The following is a 20,335-nucleotide window of genomic DNA, read 5'->3' on the forward strand; positions in this document are numbered from 1 at the left end:
ATCCCCCTCGATAGCGGAAAGCACACCGGTCGCGAACGCGACGGGTGCAATCTGGATATATGCGCGCACCCGGGAGCACAGATATCGAGGCGGCGCGATGACGATCGTCGCCGGAGTGGACAGTTCCACGCAGTCCTGCAAGCTGGTCGTGTGTGACGCCGACACCGGAACCGTGGTGCGGCAGCGCCAGATTCCGCATCCGGACGGTACCGAGGTGCCGCCCGCGACCTGGTGGGAGGCGCTGCGCGCGGCGTCGGAGCAGATGATGCGCGAGGTGGCGGCCATTTCGGTGGCCGGACAGCAGCACGGCCTCGTGGTGTTGGACGCGGCCGGGTATCCGGTGCGGGACGCCCTGCTGTGGAACGACACCCGTTCCGCGGAGGCGGCCGCGCAGCTGGTCGGCGAGCTGGGCGGGCCGCAGGCGTGGGCCGACGCGGTGGGCAGTGTGCCGCTGGCCGCGCATACGGTCGCGAAACTGCGCTGGTTCGCCGACCACGAGCCCGAACTCGCCGACCGCACCTCGAAAGTGCTGCTCCCGCATGACTATCTGACCTGGCTGCTGCGCGGCGGCGACGCCGACACCGAGCCGACCACCGATCGCGGGGACGCCTCGGGCACCGGCTACTGGTCACCGGCCGCGGGACGCTACCGCCGCGATCTGCTGTCGCTGGCCTTCCGCGGGCGCACCCCGGAGCTGCCCCGGGTGCTGGCCCCGGCCGAGATCGCCGGGCACACCCCCGGTGGCCGGGTGGTGGCGGCGGGTACCGGCGACAATGCGGCCGCCGCACTGGGTTTGGGCATCGAGGAGGGGGATGTGGTGGTGTCGCTGGGCAGCAGTGGCACCGTCTTCTCCCGGTCGCCGCGGCCCAGCGCCGACGCCAGCGGGGCGGTGAACGGTTTCGCCGACGCCACCGGCGCGTTCCTGCCGCTGGTGTGCACGCTCAACGCCGCCCGCGTCCTGGATTCCACCGCCACCCTGCTGGGCACCGATATCTCCGGGCTGGAGGTGCTGGCGGCCCAATCCCCGCCCGGCGCGGACGGTCTCACCCTGCTGCCCTATCTCGCCGGTGAACGCACCCCGAATCTGCCGCACGCGGCGGGCAGCCTGCACGGCCTGCGCCCGCACACCATGCGACCGCACCACCTGGCGCGGGCCGCCATCGAGGGCATGCTCTGCAATATCGCCGACGCCCTGGACCGACTGCCCACCGTGCCCCGCCGCATCCTGCTCATCGGCGGCGCGGCGCGCTCGCGGCTCATCGCCCACACCGCGGCGGCGATCTTCCACGCCACGGTGACCGTGCCCGAACCCGGGGAGTACGTGGCCCGGGGCGCGGCCCGCCAGGCGGCGTGGGCCTTGCGCGGCGGAGCCGGGCCGCCCGCGTGGCCGAGTCCGCCCGCCACCGAGTTCCCGCCGCCCGCCCGGAGATTCGGCGATGCCGTCCGGCAGCGCTACGCCGAGGTGCGGGATATGTACTACCCGCCCGCGTGACCGGGACGGTGGCACGCTCCGGTCAGGGACCGCACTCGCCGTCCGGCATCAGCAGCGGGGCCAGTGAGACGCCGCCCTGCGCCCACCCCGCGCTGGTCACCCACAGCTCGCCGTCGTCGACCACCTCGGCCGCGTGGGCACGGATCCGGCCCACCCGGTCGCTGGGGCGGAAGTGGAATGGCCCCTCGCCGCGGAACACCTCGGTGCCCACGTATTCCGGGCGGGGGCCGATGAACAGATACCAGATCCCGTTGTGCCGCAATACGAACGGTGATTCGGTGTTGCCGCCCTCGGTGCCGGTGAGCGGGTCGGCGTAGGCGATGCGGCGCGGGCCCCAGTGCACGAGATCGGGGCTGACGCGGTAGGCGACCACGTGGTGACCGCCCTCGGGATCGCTGGTGGCGCAGTAGTACATCACCCACAGGCCGCGAATGCGCAGCACCATAGGGTCGCGGGCGTCGTAGCCGTCGTGGAACAGCGGCCCGTCCGGGTGCCGGGTCCAGTGGAACAGGTCCGGGGAGGTCGCCAGGTTGATGGCGGTGGCGGTGCGGTCGGGTCCCCCGCCCGAGTAGAACATCCAGTACCGGTCGTCGGCGTAGACGACATGCGGGGCCCACAGGTGTGTCTCACCGTAGTCGGGGTCCACCAGCAGGGCCGGGTCCCGGGTGATCCACGGTCCGTGCAGCGATCGCGCGGTGGCGTGGGCGAAAACGGTCTCGTCGAACGGTGCGGCGGGTTCGGGATGGGTGATGCCGAACAGGTGCCAGCCGCCCGCGGTGTCCCGAATGATGGTGTGGTCGTTGATGTACCACTGTTCCGACAGTCCCTCGCTCGGGTCGTAGACGCGGGTGAAAGCACCCGCGGACACCTCGATGGCAGCTCCGCGCATCTCCTCAGTGTGACCGCCCCGCGCCCGCTGTCACCACGATCCGCGAATGATCGTGGCTACGATCGAGTTCGTGCGGTCAGGATCGCGGTTCTCCGGTGTGCTCGCCTTCGTCCTGCTACTGGCGGTGGCGGCCGCGGTGGCGTGGGAACAACAGCCGCGCGGCTATCGCGACGCCGCCGCGCCCGTCGAGGTGTTCAGCGCCGAGCGGGCGCTGCGGACCGTCGAGGCCATCGCGTCGCGACCGCATCCCATCGGCAGTGCCGAACACGACCGCGTGCGTGACCAGCTGGTGGCGCAGCTGCGGGAACTCGGCTTGGAGACCGAGGTCCAGGAGGGGATCGGGCAGTGGCCCCGGGCGTTCCAGCGCGAGGGATTCGGCATGGGGCGCACCGCCAATATCGTGGCGCGCATGCCCGGCACGGCCGCGACGGGCACGGTGTACCTTGCGGCGCATTACGATTCGGTGCCCTCCGGCCCGGGTGCGAATGACGACGGAGTGGGTGTGGCGGCCATTCTGGAGGCGGTGCGCGCCCTGCGCGCGGGTGAGAACTCGCTGCGCAACGACCTGGTCGTGCTGCTCACCGACGGCGAGGAGATGGGCCTGCTCGGCGCGGAGGCATACGTGGCGGCGGGTCTGGACGGCAGCCGCCCCGGCGTGGTGGTCAATCACGAGGCGCGCGGCGCGGCCGGACCGGTGCTGCTGTGGCGGATCACCCATCCCGACGGCCACCTCATCGACGCCGTCGCCGACGCGCCGTACCCGAACACCGACTCCCTCTCGACCGCCCTGGGCGGCGCCCAGACCACCAGCAATACCGATTTCGTCGCGTTGGAGACGGGCGGCCTGCACGTCCTGGACTGGGCGTTCGCCGGGAGCAGCGCCTACTACCACAACCGGCTCGACGATCCGGCGCACGTTCACCTGCCGACGGTGCAGCAGATGGGTGAGAACACCCTCGCCCTGGCCCGTGACTACGGCAACACCGATCTCGCGACGCTGGACACCGGTGTCGATCGCGCCTATTTCCAGCTGCCGTTCGGCGTGCTCGTCGTCCTCCCGGTGTGGGTGATCATCGCGCTGACGGTGCTGACCGTGCTGCTGGCCGCCTGGGCGGTCTGGCAGGCGCGGCGCCACGGGGAGACGCGGGCGCGCACGATCCTGCTGGCCGGGCTCACCTTCCTGCTCGCCGCACCGGTCGGCATGGGCGCGGTGTGGGCGCTGTGGGAACTGCTGCGCGTGATCCGGCCCGAGTACGCCGCCCTCGGTCCGGTCGATCCGTATCGGCCGGAGAGCTATTACGCGGCGGTGCTGATGCTGCTGGTCGCGGTGCTGGCGGCGTGGTGGGCGCTGGCGCGGCGGCTGTTCGACACCACCGCGGCCGCGCTCGGCCTGCTCGGCGCGGTGACGCTGGTCGGGGTGGTGTGCGCGGTGCTGGTTCCGGCCGGGGCGCAAATTCTGATCGTGCCGACCGGTGCGGCGGCGACGGGCGTGGCCCTCACCTTCCTGGTGCCGCAGCGCTGGAAGCTGCTGGCGCTCACCGTCTTCCTGCTGCCCACCGCGGTCTTCCTCGGCGGGGTGACGTGGCCGGTGCTGCAAACCGGGCTCGCGGGCGCGCCCTTCCTGGTGGCCCCGCCGGTGCTGCTGCTCGGCGGACTGCTGACGGTGACGCTGGTGCGGGTCTGGCCGCCGCGGCACGGCTGGCTGATTCCCACGGCGGCGCTCGCGCTCACCGTCGCCCTGGCGGCGCTGGGGTTGTCCGTGGACCGCTTCGACGACGAGCACCCGATGCCCACCCAGCTGATCTACGCGCTGGACGCGGATTCCGCTGAGGCGCGCTGGCTGTCCCCGCGCGAACCGGATGCCTGGAACGACGCCTATCTCGACGATGCCGCGCCCGCCGGACCGTTCGCGACCCTGTGGCCCAAGGCGGTCGCGAGTGGATCCGCTCCGGCCCAGGCGCTGTCGGCTCCCGTGGCCGAGATCCTCTCCGACACCACCGAGGCCGGGCAGCGCACCGTGCGACTGCGTCTCCGGTCGACCCGCGACGCGCTGCGCCTGGATCTGCACTACGACACCGAGATCCGCGCGCTGCGGGTGGCCGGACGCGCGGTGACGCCCGTTCCGGCCTCCGGTTTCCAGTTCTGGGCTCCCCCGGCCGACGGCCTCGAGGTCGAGGTGGTGGCGCCGGCGGGACCGCTGTCGCTGCGCGTGCTCGACCACACCTGGCTCACCGATACCGGCCTGACGGCCTTCCCGGACCCACCGCGCGATATCTACCTGCGGCAGAACAGTCTGGCCGCGGTCTTCACCACCGTGCGGGGGCTGTAACCGCCCGCCAGGGGAACCGGCTGCGCGGACGGTGAGCCGGGACACCGCCTGCTCGGTGGTCGATCAAGAACCCAGCGGTCGATCAAGAACCCAGCGGTCGATCAAGAACCCAGCGGTCGATCAAGAACCCAGCGGTCGACTAGGACAGAACCTGACCTATATCCGCGTCAGGATGGTCGTATGACAACCGAACTCTCGCTGCGCCGGTTGAACCGCGCCCTGCTCCAGCGTCAACTGCTGGCGGAGCGGGTGGACATGTCCGCGGCCGACCTGATCCGGCACCTGGTCGCCGTGCAGGGACAGGAGCCGAACTGGCCCTACGTGGGACTGTGGACCCGGCTCACCCGATTCCGGCCCGACGACCTCACCACGCTCTTGCGGGACCGGACGGTGGTGCGCTCCACCATGATTCGACGCACCGTCCATCTCACCACCGCATCGGACCACCGCTGGTTGCAGCCGACGGTCGCGCCCATGGTGGAGTCGATCCTCGGGGCGGCCTACTTCCGCGAGGCCATGACGGCGGTGGATCCCGTCGAGCTGGCAGCAGCCGGGCGGGAACTGCTGACCGGCCGTACGGTGCCCCGCCGCGATCTGGGACGCCAACTGGCGCAACGGTTCACGACACCGCATCCGGGCCGCCTGGCGCAGGCGCTCGGGGCGGTGCTGCCGCTCATCCACGACGCCGAGGCCGGTGCGTGGGGCGGATGGCGCAATCGCCGGGTCGCGGTCGCTCTGGCCGAGGAGTGGCTGGGCGCACCGCTGGCGGCCGGACCCCGGCCGGACACCCTGGTGCTGCGCTATCTGGCGGCCTTCGGCCCCGCCAGCGTCGCCGATATCCAGGCGTGGTCGGGCCTCACCCGGCTGGCCGAGGTGGTCGCCCGGCTGCGTCCGGAGCTGCGGGTATTCCGCGACGACACCGGGCGCGAACTGTTCGATGTGCCCGACGCGCCGCTGGCCGATCCGGACACGCCGACGCCGGTGCGCCTGCTGCCCGCTTTCGACAACGCCCTGCTCGGGCATCGCGACCGCCGCCGGATGATCAGCGACGCCGACCGCGCGCGCATCGCCGCCGAGGCGTCCGCCGGGGTGCCCATGTACCTGGTCGACGGATTCGTGCACGGCCGCTGGTCATTGGACGGCGCAACCGTCCGAATCATCCCGTGGCATCCGCTCTCGGCCGCCGACGAGGCCGCCGTATGTGCCGAGGCGACGCGGCTGATAACCCTGATCGCCCCGGGTGAGGACGGGAAGGTCGTCGTCGAGCGGCCCTGAGCCGGGCGGTCGGTGCGCCTCGATCAGCGTGCGGCCCAAGCGTTTCGCGCGCCGCGCGGCGTGCTCGTCGCCCTCCGCGGCGGCGATGATCGAGCCTTTCATGAGGAGGTGGAAGGTGCGTGCGAAGTCGTCCGGGTCGGTCAGCCCGGCCTGTTCGGCGCGGCCGCGGACGATATCGCGGATGGTGCCGAGATGTTCGATCCCGGCCCGGCCGATGGGGTGGTCCGCGCCCATCTCCAGGAGCACGTTGATGAAGGTGCACGCGTCGAAATCGCGCGAGGCGAACCATTCCTCGAAGACATCGAAGATGGCGAGCAACTGCTGCACCGGTGTCGAACCGCGGGTGCGGGACTGTTCCTCCACCAGTGCGAAGGTCCACAGCTCCTCACGCCGCCGCAGAACGGCGAGCACCAATTCGTCCTTGGTCGGGAAGTATTCCGCGAGCGCGCCCGGGGCAACGCCCGCGCGCACCACCACTTCATCGGTATCGACATCGCGAACGCCGCGCCGCGTGAACAATTCGTACGCGGCGGCGACAATTCGTTCCCGGACTCCGACAACCGCGTGCCTGCTGGCTGTCATACCTCGAGCATACGGCGACGCGGGACCGTCCGGCGACGGGTCGGCCCGATGGAATTACGGCGGCGGCACCACCAGCGTGTCCCGCAGTCGATCGAGCTCGGGCACCGAAAGCCCGTTGGCCAGCAACCATTTCGCCGCGCCTCCGTATTCGCTGCGCGTCAGCGCCAGGAAGCGGAGCATCACATCCGGCTCGACGGCGAGGATACCGGTGTGCACCGGCGGCAGTCCCGTGTAGGACGGCAGCGCGTCGAGGCGGTCGCGCACCCTGGCCATGCGTTCGTTGGTGAGCGCGTAGTCGTGGGCGATGGCCTCGGGCGTCACACCGACGGCGTCGAGCAGCACCGCCGCCAGCACCCCGGTGCGGTCCTTGCCCGCCGCGCAGTGGAACAGCAGCGCCCGCCGGTCCGCGTCGATGAGCAGGCGTACGGTCTCGACAATGTGCTCCGCGCTGCCGCGCAGCAGTTGCCCGTACAGTTCCACCAGATCCACCCGGGTCTTGTCGGGTACCAGATCCCGTGCGGCCAGCGAGGATCGCGGCGATTTTCGGATGGGCAGATTGGCGATGGTGACGGCGGCCGTGGCGATCGGCCCGTAGCCCTCCCGCTCCACCTCGTCGGGCAGGCGCAGGTCGACGACCGTGCGCAAGCCCAGCTCGCCGAGCAGCAACGCGATATCGGCGGCGGTGGCCTGCTGGAGGGTGCTGGATCGGTAGAGCACACCGAAACGCGTTGTGCCACCGCCGATGACGGGGAGTCCGCCCAGATCCCGCAGGTTGTCGATCTGGGCGGACTCCACCCACCGCCGCCCGGTGTCGAGGGGGCGCGCGGAGACGCCGGGGGCGGAGTTCTCGTGGTGTGCCGGACCGGTCACTGGCGTGTCAGTGGGCACGACCGGCCGCCGCCTCCTCGGCGCGGTTGCGGCCGCACAGTCCGATCAGGTCCTCGTGCAGTTCGAACCACACGGTGTGGTAGCTGTCCATGATCGGGCGGGCCACCCAGGCGTGGTCCCCGGCGGCGATGCGCGCCAGCGCGCGGTCCAGGCGGTCGGCGTAGCGGCCCAGGCGCGGCGCGATATCGCCGAGCCGCCCGATCAGCGGACGCAGCCGCTGGTGGGCGGCGGTGAGCCGGGCCAGGACGGCGGCGTCGTACTCGGCATCGGCGTGGTCGTTGACGGTGTCGGCGTCCTTCATCTGCCAGTCGGTGATGATGACCTTCAATTCCTGGTTGTGGCCGCAGAATTCGTCATAGGCGGCGGAGATCGCCGCGTGGTCGACGGTTTCGCGTTCCTCGGCCAGCAGCCGCTCCAGGCGTGGGCGGCCGTCCGGGGTGAGCCGGAAGCCCGCGGGGGTGGTGGCGCACAGGCCCGCCGTCACCAGATCCGCACAGCGGGCGGTGATCTCGTCCACCGCGGCGGTCAGGCTGGCGGCCAGATGCTCGGCGCTGGCCCGGCCCTTGATGCCGACCAGGCGCAGCAGCTCCAGTTCGGTGACCGGCGGCAGTTCGGTGACCGGCGGCAGTTCGGTGACCGGCGGCAGTTCGGTGACCGGCGGCACTTCGGTGGCCGACGGCACTGCGGTCGGATCCTGCTGTCGGGCAGCGCCTTCCGGTGCGGTCGCGCGCGCTTTCAGATGCGCCGCCAGATCGCCGGGCGCGGTGTCCGCCCAGGCGGCGAGCCGCGCGACATCGGCGAGAACGGCCGCCTCCACCGGTTTTCCGGCGACCTCACCCGGCCACACCACACCGGCGCCCCCGTCCACGGTGACGGTGCGCCCGGCCAGCGCCGCGACCACGCCGGAACCGCAGCCCACCACGCACGGGCGGCCCAGTTCCCGGCTGACCAGCGCCGCATGGGAGGTGGTGCCGCCCAGTTCGGTGACGATGGCGCGGGCGGCGATCATGCCGTGCAGGTCGTCGGGACTGGTGGTGGGGCGCACCAGGATCACCGCCTCCCCCGCCTGGGCGCGGGCCTCGGCCTCGTCCGGATCGGTGACGACCAGGCCGGAGGCCAGTCCCGGGCAGGCGGATTCGCCGCGCGCCAGGGGCCGCTGCCCGGTGGTGTCGCCGGAGGCGGGACGCAGCACCTCCCGCACCTGGTCGGGAGTGATCCGATCCAGCGCCTGCCGTGCCTCGATCATCCCCTCGTCGACCATGGCGACCGCGGCCCGCACGGCGGCTCGGGCCGAACGTTTGGCCGGGCGCGACTGCAACAGCCACAGGGCGCCGGACTCCACGGTGAACTCGATGTCCTGGATATCGCGGCCGTCGCGTTCCAGCTGCGTCGCGGCGGCGAGCAAGCGCTCGTGCACGCGCGGCTGGGTGGCGGCCAGTTCGTCGAGCGGGCGCGGCGTGGTGCGGCCGGAGACCACGTCCTCGCCCTGCCCGCCGACCAGCCACTCACCGTAGGCCGGGCCGTCACCGGTATTGGGGTTGCGGCTGAACAGCACTCCGGTGCCGGACAGGTCGTCGAGATTGCCGAAGACCATGGCCTGCACGGTGACCGCGGTGCCGAGCGTGTCGGCCACACCGCGATTGCGCCGATAGGTTTTGGCGCGCGGGGAATCCCAGGAGCGGAACACCGCCTCGATCGCGCCGCGCAACTGCTGCCACGGATCATCCGGCACCACGCCGTGCTCGTCGCCGAGCACCGTCTCCCGGTACTGGGCGAGGAAGCGCCGCCACGTGTCGTCGGCGTAGGCCGGATTCCCGGATTCCTCGGCCAGCGCCCGCCGCACCGCATCGGTCATACCGAGATTGAGGACGGTATCCATCATGCCGGGCATGCTGACCGCCGCGCCGGAGCGCACCGACACCAGCAGCGGGCGGACGGTGCCGCCGAAGCCGCGGCCGGTGCCGCGTTCGATCATGGCGATCCCCGCGCGCACCTGCGCCCAGATCTCCGCGGCGATGCCACCTCGGCGGCGGTAGTCGGCCCAGCCGTCGGTGGTGATCACGAAGGCGGGCGGCACCGGCAGCCCCAATGCCCGCATGTGGTCGATGCTCCACGCCTTGCCGCCGATCCGCTCCCGCGACAGCCCGCAGCGGCCGTCGAGTTCGACGACGGTCGCCGCGTCGGCCGCCACATCCGGTCGCTGGGCAAGCTCCGCTCCCGCGGTCATATCACTCCTTCGATCGTGTGGATTCCTGCGCACCGCGCCCCGTGCCTCCCGTCCGGGCGTCATGTACCGAGCGTGCCGGGTCGGCGACGCGGTTCTCCAACCCGATCTCGTTGAGCGGAACCGGCCGCGCGGCGGGTGGCGGTCCGCCGGTCGCGGCGGATCAACCCCGGTGAACGGGACCCATCCGACGAATCAGGCATAGCGGGCGGGGCGGTGCGGCAGGATGGGCGCATGGATCGGCGGGACGAGTCCATGGGCGATACGGGGCTGACGAGTATTCCCGCGCTGCTCGCGGACCGGGCACAACAGTTCCCGGACGTGCTCGCCATCGCCGGGCCCGAGGGCCGGATGACCTACGCCGAACTGGCGGAACATGCCCTCGCGGTGACGCGGGCGGCCATGGCGAGCGGGCTCGGACCCGGCGACCGGGTGGGGATCTGGGCTCCCAATGGCGCGCGCTGGATCGTCACCGCGCTGGGACTGCTCGGAGCGGGTGCGGTGTTGGTGCCGATCAACACCCGATTGACCGGGGTGGAGACGGCGGACATCCTCGCGCGCGCCCGGGCGCGGGCGCTGTTCACCGTGCGCGGCTTCCTGGGCAACGACTATCCGCGGCTGCTCGCCGAGTCGGGCCGGGTGCTGCCGACCCTGCGGCGGACGGTGGATATGAGCGCCGCCGGGGAATGGCGCTCGTTCCTCGAATCCGGCTCCGGAACACCGGCGGCCGCGGCCCGCGCGCGAGCGGCCGCCGTCGACGCGCACGCGATCTCCGACATCCTGTTCACCTCCGGCACCACCGGGGCACCCAAGGGCGTGCTCGCCACCCACCGGCAGACCCTGGAGGTGTTCGACCGCTGGGCCGACGCGGTCACACTGCGGCACGGCGACCGCTGTCTGCTGGTCAATCCGTTCTCGCACACCTTCGGGTACAAGGCGGGCATCATCGCCTGCCTGCTGCGCGCCGCCACCATGATCCCGGTCCCCCGCTTCGACGCCGATGCGGTGCTCGATCTCATCGCGCGCGAACGCGTCACCATGCTCGCGGGCGCACCCACCCTGTTCACCGACCTGCTCCGCCGCGACCGCACCGGCCGCGATCTGAGCTCACTGCGGCTGGCCGGAACCGGCGGCGCGCCCATTCCCACCGAACTGGTCGAGCGCATTCGCTCCGAACTCGGTGTGCCGCACGTCTATACGGCCTACGGCCTCACCGAATCCATCGGCGTGATCACCGTCTGCCCGCCCGACGCACCCGCCGAACTGGCGGCGACCACGGTGGGAAAGGCCGTCCTCGACACCGAGATTCGCCTGGTGGACCGAGACGGCGCACCCGTCGCGGCGGGCGTGCCCGGCGAGATCACCGTGCGCGGACCGAATGTCATGCGCGGCTACCTCGACGACCGGGAGGCCACCGCCGCCGCCATCGACACCGACGGCTGGCTGCACACCGGGGATGTCGGCACCCTGGACGCGGACGGCTACCTGCGCATCACCGACCGCCTGAAGGATGTGTTCATCGTCGGCGGCTTCAACGCCTATCCCGCCGAGATCGAGCGAACCCTGCTGGGACATCCCGGAATTCGCGAGGTGGCGGTGGTCGGCATCCCGGACCCCCGCCTGGGCGAGGTGGGACGGGCGGTGGTGGTGCCCACCGACCCGGCCGCCGCCGATGCCGAGGCCATCCTGGGGTGGGCACGCACCCGGCTGGCCGGATACAAGGTGCCGCGCGAGATCGCGTTCACCGACGCGCTGCCCCGCAATACCGGCGGCAAGGTGATGAAGAACCAGCTGCGCGCACCGGCCTCACGACCGGAGTGATCCGGACTCGATGCTCGCCACCCGCGTGCAACAGGCGTCGAGCAGCTCCCCGTCGTGCGACACGACCAGCACGCCGATGCCGTCGGCGGCGGCGCGGTCCATGAGCAGCCGCACGATGGCCGCCGTGGTCGCCGCGTCCAGCATGGCGGTGGCCTCGTCGCACAGCAGGTAGCGCGGCCGCTGCGCCAGGGCGCGCGCCACGCACGCGCGCTGAAACTGGCCGTCGCTGACCTCGTGCGGGCGGCGCTCCAGCAGATCCGGTGTCAGCCCGACCGCCCCGGCGAGCGCGGTGACATCGGGGTCGCGTTCCCCGCGGATGCGGGCCGGTTCACCGATGATCCGCGCGAGGGTGAAGCGCGGATCGGCCGCCGTGCGCGGGGATTGGAAGACGACGCCGACCGCACCACGCGGAGCGCGCGCCAACGGTCGCCCGTCCAGGGTGACCACGCCGGTGCGCGGTGTCACCAGGCCCGCCAGGACGCGCACGAGAGTGGTTTTCCCGGAACCGGATGCCCCCGCCAGGCCGACCACCTCCCCGGGTGCGACGGCGAAGTCCACCCCGTCGAGCACGGTGTCACCGCGCCGGTATCCCGCGCTCACCGCGGCGGCCGCCAGCATCACCGGCTCCGTTCGCGCAGCAGGCGCGGTCCCCGCGCGGTGAGGGTCGTCGGTCCACCGAGGTAGTGGCAGCGCTCGGCGCTCAGGTCGGTCAGCTCCGGGCTGGGATGCGGCAGCGGCCGCAGTCCGCGCTCGGGCAGCGCCGCCAGCAGATCCCGCGTGTACTCGTGCCACGGATCGTCGAGCAGTTCCGCGGCCGGTCCGGTCTCCATCAGGTGGGAGGCGTACATGACCGCCAGGGTGTCGGCGATTCCGGTGCGGATGAGCGCGGCCAGATCGTGGGTGATGAGCAGGACCGCCGCACCGTGGTCGGTGCACTCGCGCAGCAGGCGCAGCACGTGGTCGGTGCGGTCGCGATCCAGTCCGGAGGTGGGTTCGTCGGCGACGATCGTCTCCGGATCACCGGCCAGTGCGGCGGCGACGGCGGCGCGCTGCGCCATCCCGCCGGACAGCTCGTGCGGATAGCGGTCCAACGCCTCGATCGGGAAGCCGACGCGCTCGGCCAGGTCGGCGCAGCCGTGCGGGGAGCCGAGCCGGTCGAGCGTCTCGAGGAGCTGCGCGCCGATGGTGCGCACCGGGGTGAAATGCGTTGCCGGGGACTGCGGTACCAGTCCTACATGCCGACCCCGGTAGGGCTCGTCGGTGGTGCGCACATCGAGCTGCCGGTCCCCGGCCGGGACGCGGATGGCCCCGCCGACCTCGGCGTGCGGCGGCAGCAGACCCAGCACGGCGCTGGCGACAACCGATTTGCCGCAACCGGATTCGCCGACCAGGGCGGTCACCCGGCCGCGCGGGACATCGAGCGTCACGTCGGTGGCCGCGTGCACGACGCGCCTTCGGGGCAGCGGGATGCGCACCGTGAGCGCCGTGATGGCGAGTCCGGCGCGCAGGGCGGGATCGACCAGGGTCATGACAGCAGCCTCGCGGGTTTCGGGGGAATGAGCCTGGCGCGCAGGGCCGATCCGGCGACCGCCACCGCCACCGTGGTGACGACCAGCACGCCGGCCGGGAACGCCAGCGTCCACCAGCCGCCCAGCAGCAGTGAGGAGCGCGCCTCCTCCAGCAGGGTGCCCAGACTCGGCGCGTGCGGCGGCAGACCGAACCCCAGGAACGACAGCGTGGATTCGTGCCATACCGCATGCGGCAGCAACAGCACCACCGCGATCAACGCCTGCGGCGCGACGGCGGGCAGCACGTGCCGCAGCAACAGATATCCGGGTCCGGCACCGGCGAGCCGGGCGGCGGCGAGGTAGTCGTGTTCGCGCACGCTCAGTGTCTCCGCGCGCACCACGCGGGCGACCTGCACCCAGTGCGTGAGCGCGATGGACAGCACCACGGCGAGCACGCTGCCGCGGAACAGCGCCACGATGACGATGCCCAACAGCAGATGCGGCAGCGCGTTGGTGGTGTCGGCGACGCGCATGACCAGCCGGTCCACCCAGCCGCCCGCCAGCGCGGACGCCGTGCCGACCAGGGTGCCGAGCACCGTGGCCAGCAGCGCCGAGGCGACAGCCACCAGCAGTGAGACGCGAATGGCGGCGGCCACGCGCACGAACAGGTCACGTCCGGCGGCGTCGGTGCCGAACCAGTGCGCCCCCGACGGCGCCCGCCGGGCCGCCGCGAAGTCGGTGAGCCGGTCGTCGATCCCGAACAGCCACGGCACCAGCAGCGCATAGGCCGCGACCGCGACGAGGACGGCGGCCGCGACGCGGAAACGTCGGTCAGCCATCGGCACGCACCCGCGGATCCAGTACTACACAGGCGATGTCGGCGAGCAGCGAGCCGAGCATGACCGCACCCGTGGTGCCCACGGTGAGCAGGGCCAGCAGCGGCATATCCAGATCGGTGGCCGAGTCGACGAACGCGCCCGCGATGCCCGGCCACGAGAAGATCTCCTCCACCAGCACCGCGCCCACCACGAGTTCGGGCAGCCGCACGCCCAGGATGGTCACGAACGGAGCCAGCGACATGGGCAGGATGTGGCGGCGGGCGATGGTGACCGCATCCACGCCGCGCGCCATGGCTCCGGTGACGAAGTCCTCACTCCGGTTGTGCGACACCGACTCCCGCACTGCCAGCAGCAGCCAGGGCAGCTGCGACAGCGCGAGCGCCGACGCGGGCAGCACCAGATGCCGGAGCACCTGAGCCACATCGGGGTCGGCGCCGGCGTCGGTGAGTCCGGCGGGCGGCAGCCAGCCGGTGCCGACGGCGAAGATTCCGATGGCGGCCAGGGCCAGCACGAACGGCGGCAGCCCCTGCACCACCACGCAGGCGGTGCTGACCGCCCGGTCCACCAGGCCACCGCGCCGCATCCCGGTCCACGCGCCGAGCGTCACCGCGATGAGAACGGCCATGGTGAGCGAGACGCCGACCAGCAGCACGGTCCACGGAATGCGTTCGGCCACCACCTGACTCACGGGCTGACCGTAACCTCGGGACATGCCCAGGTCACCGGTGAGCACCCGGCCGAACCAGCGGCCGAGCAGCTGGTACCAGGGGGTGTCGAGGCCCAATTCCCGTGCCAGCAGCGCCTTGTCGGCTTCCGAGGTGGTCTCGTAGCGATTGCCCAGATAGCCCGCCAGCGGATCGAAGGGCGAATACGCGGCGGCCGCGAAGAGTCCGGCCGCCACCGCCGCCAGCACCGGGATCAGCGTGAGCAGCCGGAAGCCGATCATCCGGGGCAGCCCCCGGTCCCGGAATCGGTTGCGCCGCGGCGTCACCGAGGTCACGAGCGTCGCGTCCAGGTGTGCAGGGACCACCAGGGTCCCCAGGCGACGCCGTGCGTATGCGGCTCCAGCACGGGGCCCGACATCACCCAATTCGAATCCCTGGTCACGTAGGTGTGGTCGAGGAAGGCCAGGAACACATAGCTCGGGTCGGCGATGTAGGCGCTCTGCACGTCGCGGTACGCGGCGGCGCGGGCGGCCGGATCGGTGCTGCGGCGGGCCCGATCGAGGGCCGCGTCGACGGCGGGATCGGCGTGGCGGCTGGCATTGTCGTAGACGCTGCCCACGGCCGGGTCCAGGTAGGCCGAGTGCAGCGTCTTGTACGCCTGCGTATCCGGATCGTAGGGTTCGTCCCCGCCGCCGAGCAGAATGGCGTCGCGTTCCACCCGCGGCTCGATCCGGTCCCAGGACAACCCCTCCAGATCCACCTCGATGCCGATGCGGCGGGCGTCGGAGGCGAACGCCTGTGCCAGATCGCGGCGCAGGGTGTCGGTGGACTTGTACATGACCGTGAACGCGGCCCGCTGACCGTCCCGCACGCGGATGCCGTCCGGTCCCGGTCGCCACCCGGCCGCGTCCAGCAGTGCCGCGGCCCGCTCCCGGTCGAAGTCGAATGTCGCCGCGGGATTGTGGGCTTCGCCGTACACCTCGGGAATCGGCGTATAGGCCGGGCGGCCGTAGCCGCCGAGCACATTGTCGATGACGGCCCGGCGGTCCACCGCCAGATTGAGCGCCATGCGAACGGCGGGGTCACCCGTCACCGGATGTCCCGAGGGCAGCGAGACGCCGCGCCAGTCGGCGGAGGTGTTGGCGGACACCGTCATTCCGGCGCGGTCGGCGAAGGTGCGCGCCAGCAGCGGTGGCAGCGTGGTGCCGTCGAGTTCACCGGCGGCCATGCGCTGCGCGCGGGTGTTGTCGTCGGGGACGTAGACCAGCGTGACCTTCCGCACCGCGGGCGGGCCGTCCCAGTAGTCCTCGTTCGCGACCAGCACCGCGCGCTCCGGGGTCAGTTCGGTCAGGCGGTACGGCCCGGTGCCGACGGGGGCGGTGTTGAGCGGGGATTCGGCGGCCGGGCCCGGGGTGGCGACCGCCTCCGACGGCACGATGCCGATGAGCAGCTTGGTGGGGAACGCGGCGTAGGAGTAGCGCAGGGTGAAGCGCACGGTATCGGAGTCGACGGCGTCGACGCGCTCGATCATCTCGTAGGAGGAGCGCACCTCGGAGGCGGAGGCGGGATCGAGAACGGCGCGATAGGTGGCCACCACATCGGCGGCGTCGAAATCCGTTCCGTCGCTGAACTTCACCCCCGGCCGCAGCTCGACGGTCCACACCGCGGCGTCGGCGGCGGCGACCGGCGGCGCGATCGCCAGCGCCGGATCGAACTCCGGGAGCCCCGGGCCGCCGCGCAGCCGCAGCAGCCCGTCGTACATCTTGGCCTCACCCGCCGCGCCGTACCCGGCGATCGGGTTGTAGCCGCCGAGTTCGTATCCGTCGGCGAGGACCAGCGACCCGTCGTCGGTGGTCGTCGGCGCACCGCACGCCGACAGCGCGGCGGTCAGTGCGAGCAGGACACCGACGCTGCGCGACGTCCGGGAGCCAATCCTCATCGAGAGCCTTTCAACTGTTCACCTGTTCAGGTGAACAGATAATAGGGCCTGGCGTTCCGACGCGACTACCGTGAGGGCCATGGGAGAACCGCGGTCAACGAAGGGGTCACCGGTTCAGCGCGGCCAACTGGCGCTGTGTGGCGTGGACATTCGCGCCTGGGCGCGCCGCTTCGACCTGCTCTCCGATCCCGGCCGCCTGGAGATCCTGCTCTGCCTGCACCGCTGCCCCGGCATCACCGTGGGTGAACTCGCCGCCGCCACCGGCCGCACCGAGAACTCGATCTCCCAGGCACTGCGGGTCCTGCGGCACGAGAACTTCATCACCTCCACCCGCATGGGCCGCGCGGTCGCCAACCACCTCGACGATCCGATCATCCACGAGGTGCTGCACAATATCGGCGCGACCCACGACTGAGGCCACCGCGCATCCGCGCGACACCTGTCAGCGGGCGGGCCAGGCGTCTTTGAGGGACGTGGCGGCGTCGGCGGATTGGCGGACGCCGGATTCGAAGGCGGGGGTGAGGGCGGCGACGGCGAAGACGTCGGGCCCGAAGGCGGCGACGGCGGTGGCGTCGGGGACGACGGAGATCTCGCGGGCGGAGCCGAGGTCGCGGTCGGCGCGGGTGCGGGGGAAAATGTGCGCCAGGGGTTCGAGGATGACGACGACGTCCGCGGGCAGGGCCAGATCGGCGTTGATGGCGGAGCGCAGGCCCCCGTCGATGTAGGTGCGGCCGTCGATGGGAATGGGCGGGAGCACACCGGGAACCGATGTGGTGGCGGCGAGGGCCTCGGCCAGCGTCGCCGCGCCGCCGCGGGTCCAGGTGCGCAGGTCGCCGGAGTGGGCGTCGATGGCGGTGAGCACGATATCGCGGTCGGGCCAGTCGTCGACGCCGACCAGGGCGCGCATGCGGTCGATGTGCACTCCGGGCGCACCGACGTCCGCCGCCATGGCCAGCGCGCCGATCTTGCGGCGGGCGTCCTTCGGGGCGATGCCGGGTTCGGTCATGGTCGCGAAGATCTCCCCCAGCCGCGCCGGATCCGCTCGCAGCGGCGGCGCGTCCGCGGGCGGCGGGGTCAGCAGGCGGATGGGGTCGGCACCGGCCGCGAGCACGGTGCCCACCACCGCACCCGCCGAGGTGCCCACGAACCGATCGGCCAGGCCCAGGTCGATACCCGCCGCACGCAACCCGACCGCCAACCCGGCGAGCCACGAGATACCCACCGGCCCTCCCCCGCCCAGTACGAGCGCGATGCGAGATCCCTTGGGCGACACCGGTCCAGCCATGAATCCCACGGTACCGAACAACCCGCCGCCGACCGGGGTGTTTGCCCATCACCCTTGTATACCGATCGTTATACTGCAATCATGCACCTACGAAGGAACGTTCTGTCCGTTCACTGAGGAGGAGACCGCCATGGCATCGGCGCGGAAGACGGCGTGCATCCTGTGCGAATGCAACTGCGGGCTGGAGATCGAGGTCGAGGGTCGGCGGCTGGCCCGCATCCGCGGCGATAAGGAGCACGTCGCCTCCGGGGGCTACACCTGCGAGAAGGCGCTGCGGCTGGACTACTACCAGAGTTATCCGCACCGCCTGACCCGCCCGCTGCGGCGCGAACCGGACGGCAGCTACACCGAGATCGACTGGGATACCGCCGTCACCGAGATCGCCGCCCGGCTGAGCGCGGTGCGCGACACCCACGGCGGCGACAAGATCTTCTTCTACGGCGGTGGCGGACAGGGCAATCACCTGGGCGGCAGCTACGCGCAGGCGCTCCAGGCCGCGGTCGGCGCGAAGTACTACTCCAATGCGCTGGCGCAGGAGAAGACCGGCGAGATGTGGGTGGACGGCAAGCTCTACGGCGGCCACACCAAGGGCGATTTCGAACACGCCCGGGTGGTCGTGTTCGTGGGCAAGAACCCCTGGCAGTCCCACAGTTTCGCGCGGGCCAGGCCGGTGCTGCGGCAGATCGCCGCCGATCCGGACCGCACCATGATCGTCATCGACCCGCGCCGCACCGAGACCGCCGACCTCGCCGACATCCACCTCCAGGTCGCGCCCGGCACCGACGCCTACTGCCTGGGCGCGCTGCTCGGCGTGCTGGTGCAGGAGGACCTGCTCGACCACCAATTCCTCGACGAGCACACCACCGGCGCGGACGCCGTGCTCGCGCGGTTGAAGACCGTCGACGTGCCCGAGTTCTCGCGCCGCTGCGGGGTCGACGAGGAGCTGATCCGCGCCGCCGCGCGCGCCATCGGCACCGGCGAGTCCGTCGCCACCTACGAGGACCTCGGCATCCAGCAGGCCCCGCACTCCACCCTGTCGTCGTACCTCAACAAGCTGCTGTGGATCCTCACCGGCAATTTCGGCAAGCCGGGCACCATGGCCCTGCACTCGGTGCTCGCCGCCGTGGCGGGCAGCGCCGCTCCTCCACGCACCGCGCGCACCCGACCACCGTCACTCCTGGACCGGGCGCGCAAGACCCTCGGCACCGCCGCCACCCGCGCCGTTCCGCTCGGCGCGACCACGCTGTCGGCCTCCCTCGGCGCACTCACCGCCCTGCCCGCCGGTGCGAAACTCGCCGACACCGCCGCCGAGAAACTCGTGACCGCCGTCGCCCCGATGGCCGGTGGCCTGCTGGGCGGCGCGGGCGGGGTCAGCCAGCCCGGCGGTGCGCGCCGCACCCCGGTCACCGGCGCGCGCATCATCGCGGGCCTGGTGCCGTGCAACTCCATCGCCGAGGAGATCCTCACCGATCACCCCGACCGCTTCCGCGCCATGTGGATCGACAGCGTGAATCCCGCGCACTCCCTCGCGGATTCGAAGACCTTCCGCGCCGCGCTGGACGCCCTCGACCTGGTGGTCGTGGTCGATGTGGCCTTCACCGAAACCGCCCGGCACGCGCACTACGTACTCCCCGCGGCCAGCCAGTTCGAGAAGTGCGAGGCCACCTTCTTCAATTTCGAGTTCCCGCACAACACCTTCCAGCTGCGCGCCCCGCTGCTGCCGCCGCTGACGGGCACGCTGCCGGAGCCGGAGATCTACGCGCGCCTGCTCACCGCGCTCGACGCCGTCCCGCGGACCACCCTCGCGCGGCTGCGTACCGCCGCCCGCGCCGGACGTCACGCCTTCGCGCTGGCCTTCTTCAGTGCCGTCGCCGCCGATCCGACGCTGATGCGGCTGGCGCCGTACGTGCTCTACGAAACCCTCGGCCCGACCCTGCCCGAGGAGTTGCGCGGGGCGGCCGTGCTGTGGGGCATCGCCCACCTGTGCGCCCTGGGCAATCCCGCAGGGGTCGGCCGCGCCGGGTACCGCGGTCCCGGATTGGCCGCCGGGGAGCAGCTTTTCGAGGCAATCCTGCACGGCCGCTCGGGCGTCACGTTCACGGTCGACGAATGGTCCGACACTTGGAATTACGTCCGCCGCCCGGATCGCCGCTTCACCCTGGAGATCCCGGAACTGCTGGCGGCTTTCAGCGAACTGGCCGATGCGCCGGACCGGGCCGATCCCGACTACCCGTTCATCCTGGCGGCCGGTGAGCGCCGATCCTTCACCGCCAATACGATTTTCCGCGATCCGGCCTGGCGACGCCGCGACGCCGACGGCGCGCTGCGGGTGAACCCCGAGGACGCGCGGCGGCTCGGCGTCGACACCGGCGACCGGGTGCGCGTGGTCACCGAGGCGGGAGCGGCCCCGGCCGTGGTCGAGGTGACCGATACCGTCCGACCCGGCAATATCACCCTGCCCAACGGTCTCGGCACCGAGGACGACGGTCGGCGCGCGGGCGTGGCTCCGAACGAGCTCACCTCCCTGCGCCACCGCGACCCGATCGCCGGAACCCCGTGGCACAAGTACGTTCCGGCACGCATCGAGGTGCTCGCCTGA

At 71.8% G+C, this 20,335-nt stretch carries 15 protein-coding genes and 1 pseudogene; 6 read left to right on the forward strand and 10 right to left on the reverse strand.

Annotation, left to right across the window (positions count from 1 at the left end; genetic code table 11):
* The first annotated feature begins 97 nt into the window (after positions 1-97).
* A complete protein-coding gene (gene xylB / locus QJS31_RS27075; RefSeq protein ID WP_306358042.1) occupies positions 98-1,492 on the forward strand; it encodes a xylulokinase in 1,395 nt (464 codons plus the stop codon).
* 22 nt (positions 1,493-1,514) lie between these two features.
* Here xylB and QJS31_RS27080 read toward each other — a convergent pair whose 3' ends face one another.
* Complete coding sequence (locus tag QJS31_RS27080; RefSeq protein WP_282782044.1) at positions 1,515-2,381, reverse strand: family 43 glycosylhydrolase; 867 nt, start codon at positions 2,379-2,381, stop codon at positions 1,515-1,517.
* Between the two features lie 70 nt (positions 2,382-2,451).
* Here QJS31_RS27080 and QJS31_RS27085 point away from each other — a divergent pair, with 70 nt between their 5' ends.
* The gene (locus tag QJS31_RS27085; protein ID WP_306358043.1) at positions 2,452-4,710 is read left to right on the forward strand and encodes a M20/M25/M40 family metallo-hydrolase; all 2,259 of its coding nucleotides are present in this window, start codon (positions 2,452-2,454) and stop codon (positions 4,708-4,710) included.
* A gap of 180 nt (positions 4,711-4,890) precedes the next feature.
* Entirely contained in the window at positions 4,891-5,985 is a 1,095-nt protein-coding gene (locus tag QJS31_RS27090) for a winged helix DNA-binding domain-containing protein (RefSeq protein ID WP_306358044.1), read from the forward strand.
* Between the two features lie 3 nt (positions 5,986-5,988).
* On the opposite strand, the pseudogene QJS31_RS27095 reads toward QJS31_RS27090, so the two are convergent.
* The 3 genes and pseudogenes from QJS31_RS27095 to QJS31_RS27105 all read right to left on the reverse strand — a co-directional run.
* Positions 5,989-6,567 (reverse strand): annotated as a pseudogene (locus QJS31_RS27095) (TetR/AcrR family transcriptional regulator); the annotation flags it as partial.
* Between the two features lie 54 nt (positions 6,568-6,621).
* Positions 6,622-7,455, reverse strand: coding sequence for a tyrosine-protein phosphatase (locus QJS31_RS27100; protein ID WP_282782039.1), 834 nt, complete (start codon positions 7,453-7,455; stop codon positions 6,622-6,624).
* Entirely contained in the window at positions 7,445-9,682 is a 2,238-nt protein-coding gene (locus QJS31_RS27105) for a pyruvate, phosphate dikinase (RefSeq protein WP_306358045.1), read from the reverse strand. The genes QJS31_RS27100 and QJS31_RS27105 overlap by 11 nt, the downstream gene beginning before the upstream one ends.
* 231 nt (positions 9,683-9,913) lie before the next feature.
* Here QJS31_RS27105 and QJS31_RS27110 point away from each other — a divergent pair, with 231 nt between their 5' ends.
* Positions 9,914-11,500: a FadD3 family acyl-CoA ligase gene (locus tag QJS31_RS27110; protein WP_282781567.1), complete on the forward strand. Its 1,587-nt coding sequence runs from the start codon at positions 9,914-9,916 to the stop codon at positions 11,498-11,500.
* Here QJS31_RS27110 and QJS31_RS27115 read toward each other — a convergent pair.
* From QJS31_RS27115 to QJS31_RS27135, 5 genes are read right to left on the reverse strand one after another with little or no spacing between them, the layout of a single operon-like run.
* Positions 11,486-12,118 (reverse strand): ABC transporter ATP-binding protein, encoded by a 633-nt coding sequence (locus QJS31_RS27115; protein WP_306358046.1) that lies wholly within the window; start codon positions 12,116-12,118, stop codon positions 11,486-11,488. The genes QJS31_RS27110 and QJS31_RS27115 overlap by 15 nt on opposite strands.
* Complete coding sequence (locus QJS31_RS27120; protein ID WP_282781562.1) at positions 12,118-13,029, reverse strand: ATP-binding cassette domain-containing protein; 912 nt, start codon at positions 13,027-13,029, stop codon at positions 12,118-12,120. Before QJS31_RS27120 ends, QJS31_RS27115 begins: the two co-directional genes overlap by 1 nt.
* Complete coding sequence (locus tag QJS31_RS27125) at positions 13,026-13,847, reverse strand: ABC transporter permease (protein WP_282781560.1); 822 nt, start codon at positions 13,845-13,847, stop codon at positions 13,026-13,028. The genes QJS31_RS27120 and QJS31_RS27125 overlap by 4 nt, the downstream gene beginning before the upstream one ends.
* Positions 13,840-14,793, reverse strand: coding sequence for an ABC transporter permease (locus tag QJS31_RS27130; RefSeq protein ID WP_282781571.1), 954 nt, complete (start codon positions 14,791-14,793; stop codon positions 13,840-13,842). Before QJS31_RS27130 ends, QJS31_RS27125 begins: the two co-directional genes overlap by 8 nt.
* Positions 14,794-14,843: 50 nt before the next feature.
* A complete protein-coding gene (locus QJS31_RS27135) occupies positions 14,844-16,451 on the reverse strand; it encodes an ABC transporter substrate-binding protein (RefSeq protein WP_282781558.1) in 1,608 nt (535 codons plus the stop codon).
* A 79-nt stretch (positions 16,452-16,530) separates the two neighbouring features.
* Between QJS31_RS27135 and QJS31_RS27140 the strand changes: the two genes are divergently transcribed.
* Positions 16,531-16,866: a helix-turn-helix transcriptional regulator gene (locus QJS31_RS27140; protein ID WP_282781556.1), complete on the forward strand. Its 336-nt coding sequence runs from the start codon at positions 16,531-16,533 to the stop codon at positions 16,864-16,866.
* A 27-nt stretch (positions 16,867-16,893) separates the two neighbouring features.
* Here QJS31_RS27140 and QJS31_RS27145 read toward each other — a convergent pair whose 3' ends face one another.
* A complete protein-coding gene (locus QJS31_RS27145) occupies positions 16,894-17,736 on the reverse strand; it encodes a patatin-like phospholipase family protein (RefSeq protein WP_282781554.1) in 843 nt (280 codons plus the stop codon).
* Positions 17,737-17,866: 130 nt separating this feature from the next.
* On the opposite strand from QJS31_RS27145, the gene QJS31_RS27150 reads away from it, so the two are divergent.
* A complete protein-coding gene (locus QJS31_RS27150; protein ID WP_306358047.1) occupies positions 17,867-20,335 on the forward strand; it encodes a molybdopterin-dependent oxidoreductase in 2,469 nt (822 codons plus the stop codon).

Origin of the sequence: Nocardia sp. CC213A, assembly GCF_030766805.1 — a bacterium.
Taxonomy (GTDB): domain Bacteria; phylum Actinomycetota; class Actinomycetes; order Mycobacteriales; family Mycobacteriaceae; genus Nocardia; species Nocardia otitidiscaviarum.

Coding starts and splice junctions, on each gene's coding strand:
- QJS31_RS27090 (WP_306358044.1), top strand. CDS start 4,891: ATGACAACCGAACTCTCGCTGCGCCGGTTGAACCGCGCCCTGCTCCAG.
- QJS31_RS27125 (WP_282781560.1), bottom strand. CDS start 13,847: ATGGCTGACCGACGTTTCCGCGTCGCGGCCGCCGTCCTCGTCGCGGTC.
- QJS31_RS27150 (WP_306358047.1), top strand. CDS start 17,867: ATGGCATCGGCGCGGAAGACGGCGTGCATCCTGTGCGAATGCAACTGC.
- QJS31_RS27135 (WP_282781558.1), bottom strand. CDS start 16,451: ATGAGGATTGGCTCCCGGACGTCGCGCAGCGTCGGTGTCCTGCTCGCA.
- xylB (WP_306358042.1), top strand. CDS start 98: ATGACGATCGTCGCCGGAGTGGACAGTTCCACGCAGTCCTGCAAGCTG.
- QJS31_RS27110 (WP_282781567.1), top strand. CDS start 9,914: ATGGATCGGCGGGACGAGTCCATGGGCGATACGGGGCTGACGAGTATT.
- QJS31_RS27130 (WP_282781571.1), bottom strand. CDS start 14,793: ATGATCGGCTTCCGGCTGCTCACGCTGATCCCGGTGCTGGCGGCGGTG.
- QJS31_RS27140 (WP_282781556.1), top strand. CDS start 16,531: ATGGGAGAACCGCGGTCAACGAAGGGGTCACCGGTTCAGCGCGGCCAA.
- QJS31_RS27145 (WP_282781554.1), bottom strand. CDS start 17,736: ATGGCTGGACCGGTGTCGCCCAAGGGATCTCGCATCGCGCTCGTACTG.
- QJS31_RS27120 (WP_282781562.1), bottom strand. CDS start 13,029: ATGACCCTGGTCGATCCCGCCCTGCGCGCCGGACTCGCCATCACGGCG.
- QJS31_RS27105 (WP_306358045.1), bottom strand. CDS start 9,682: ATGACCGCGGGAGCGGAGCTTGCCCAGCGACCGGATGTGGCGGCCGAC.
- QJS31_RS27080 (WP_282782044.1), bottom strand. CDS start 2,381: ATGCGCGGAGCTGCCATCGAGGTGTCCGCGGGTGCTTTCACCCGCGTC.
- QJS31_RS27115 (WP_306358046.1), bottom strand. CDS start 12,118: ATGCTGGCGGCCGCCGCGGTGAGCGCGGGATACCGGCGCGGTGACACC.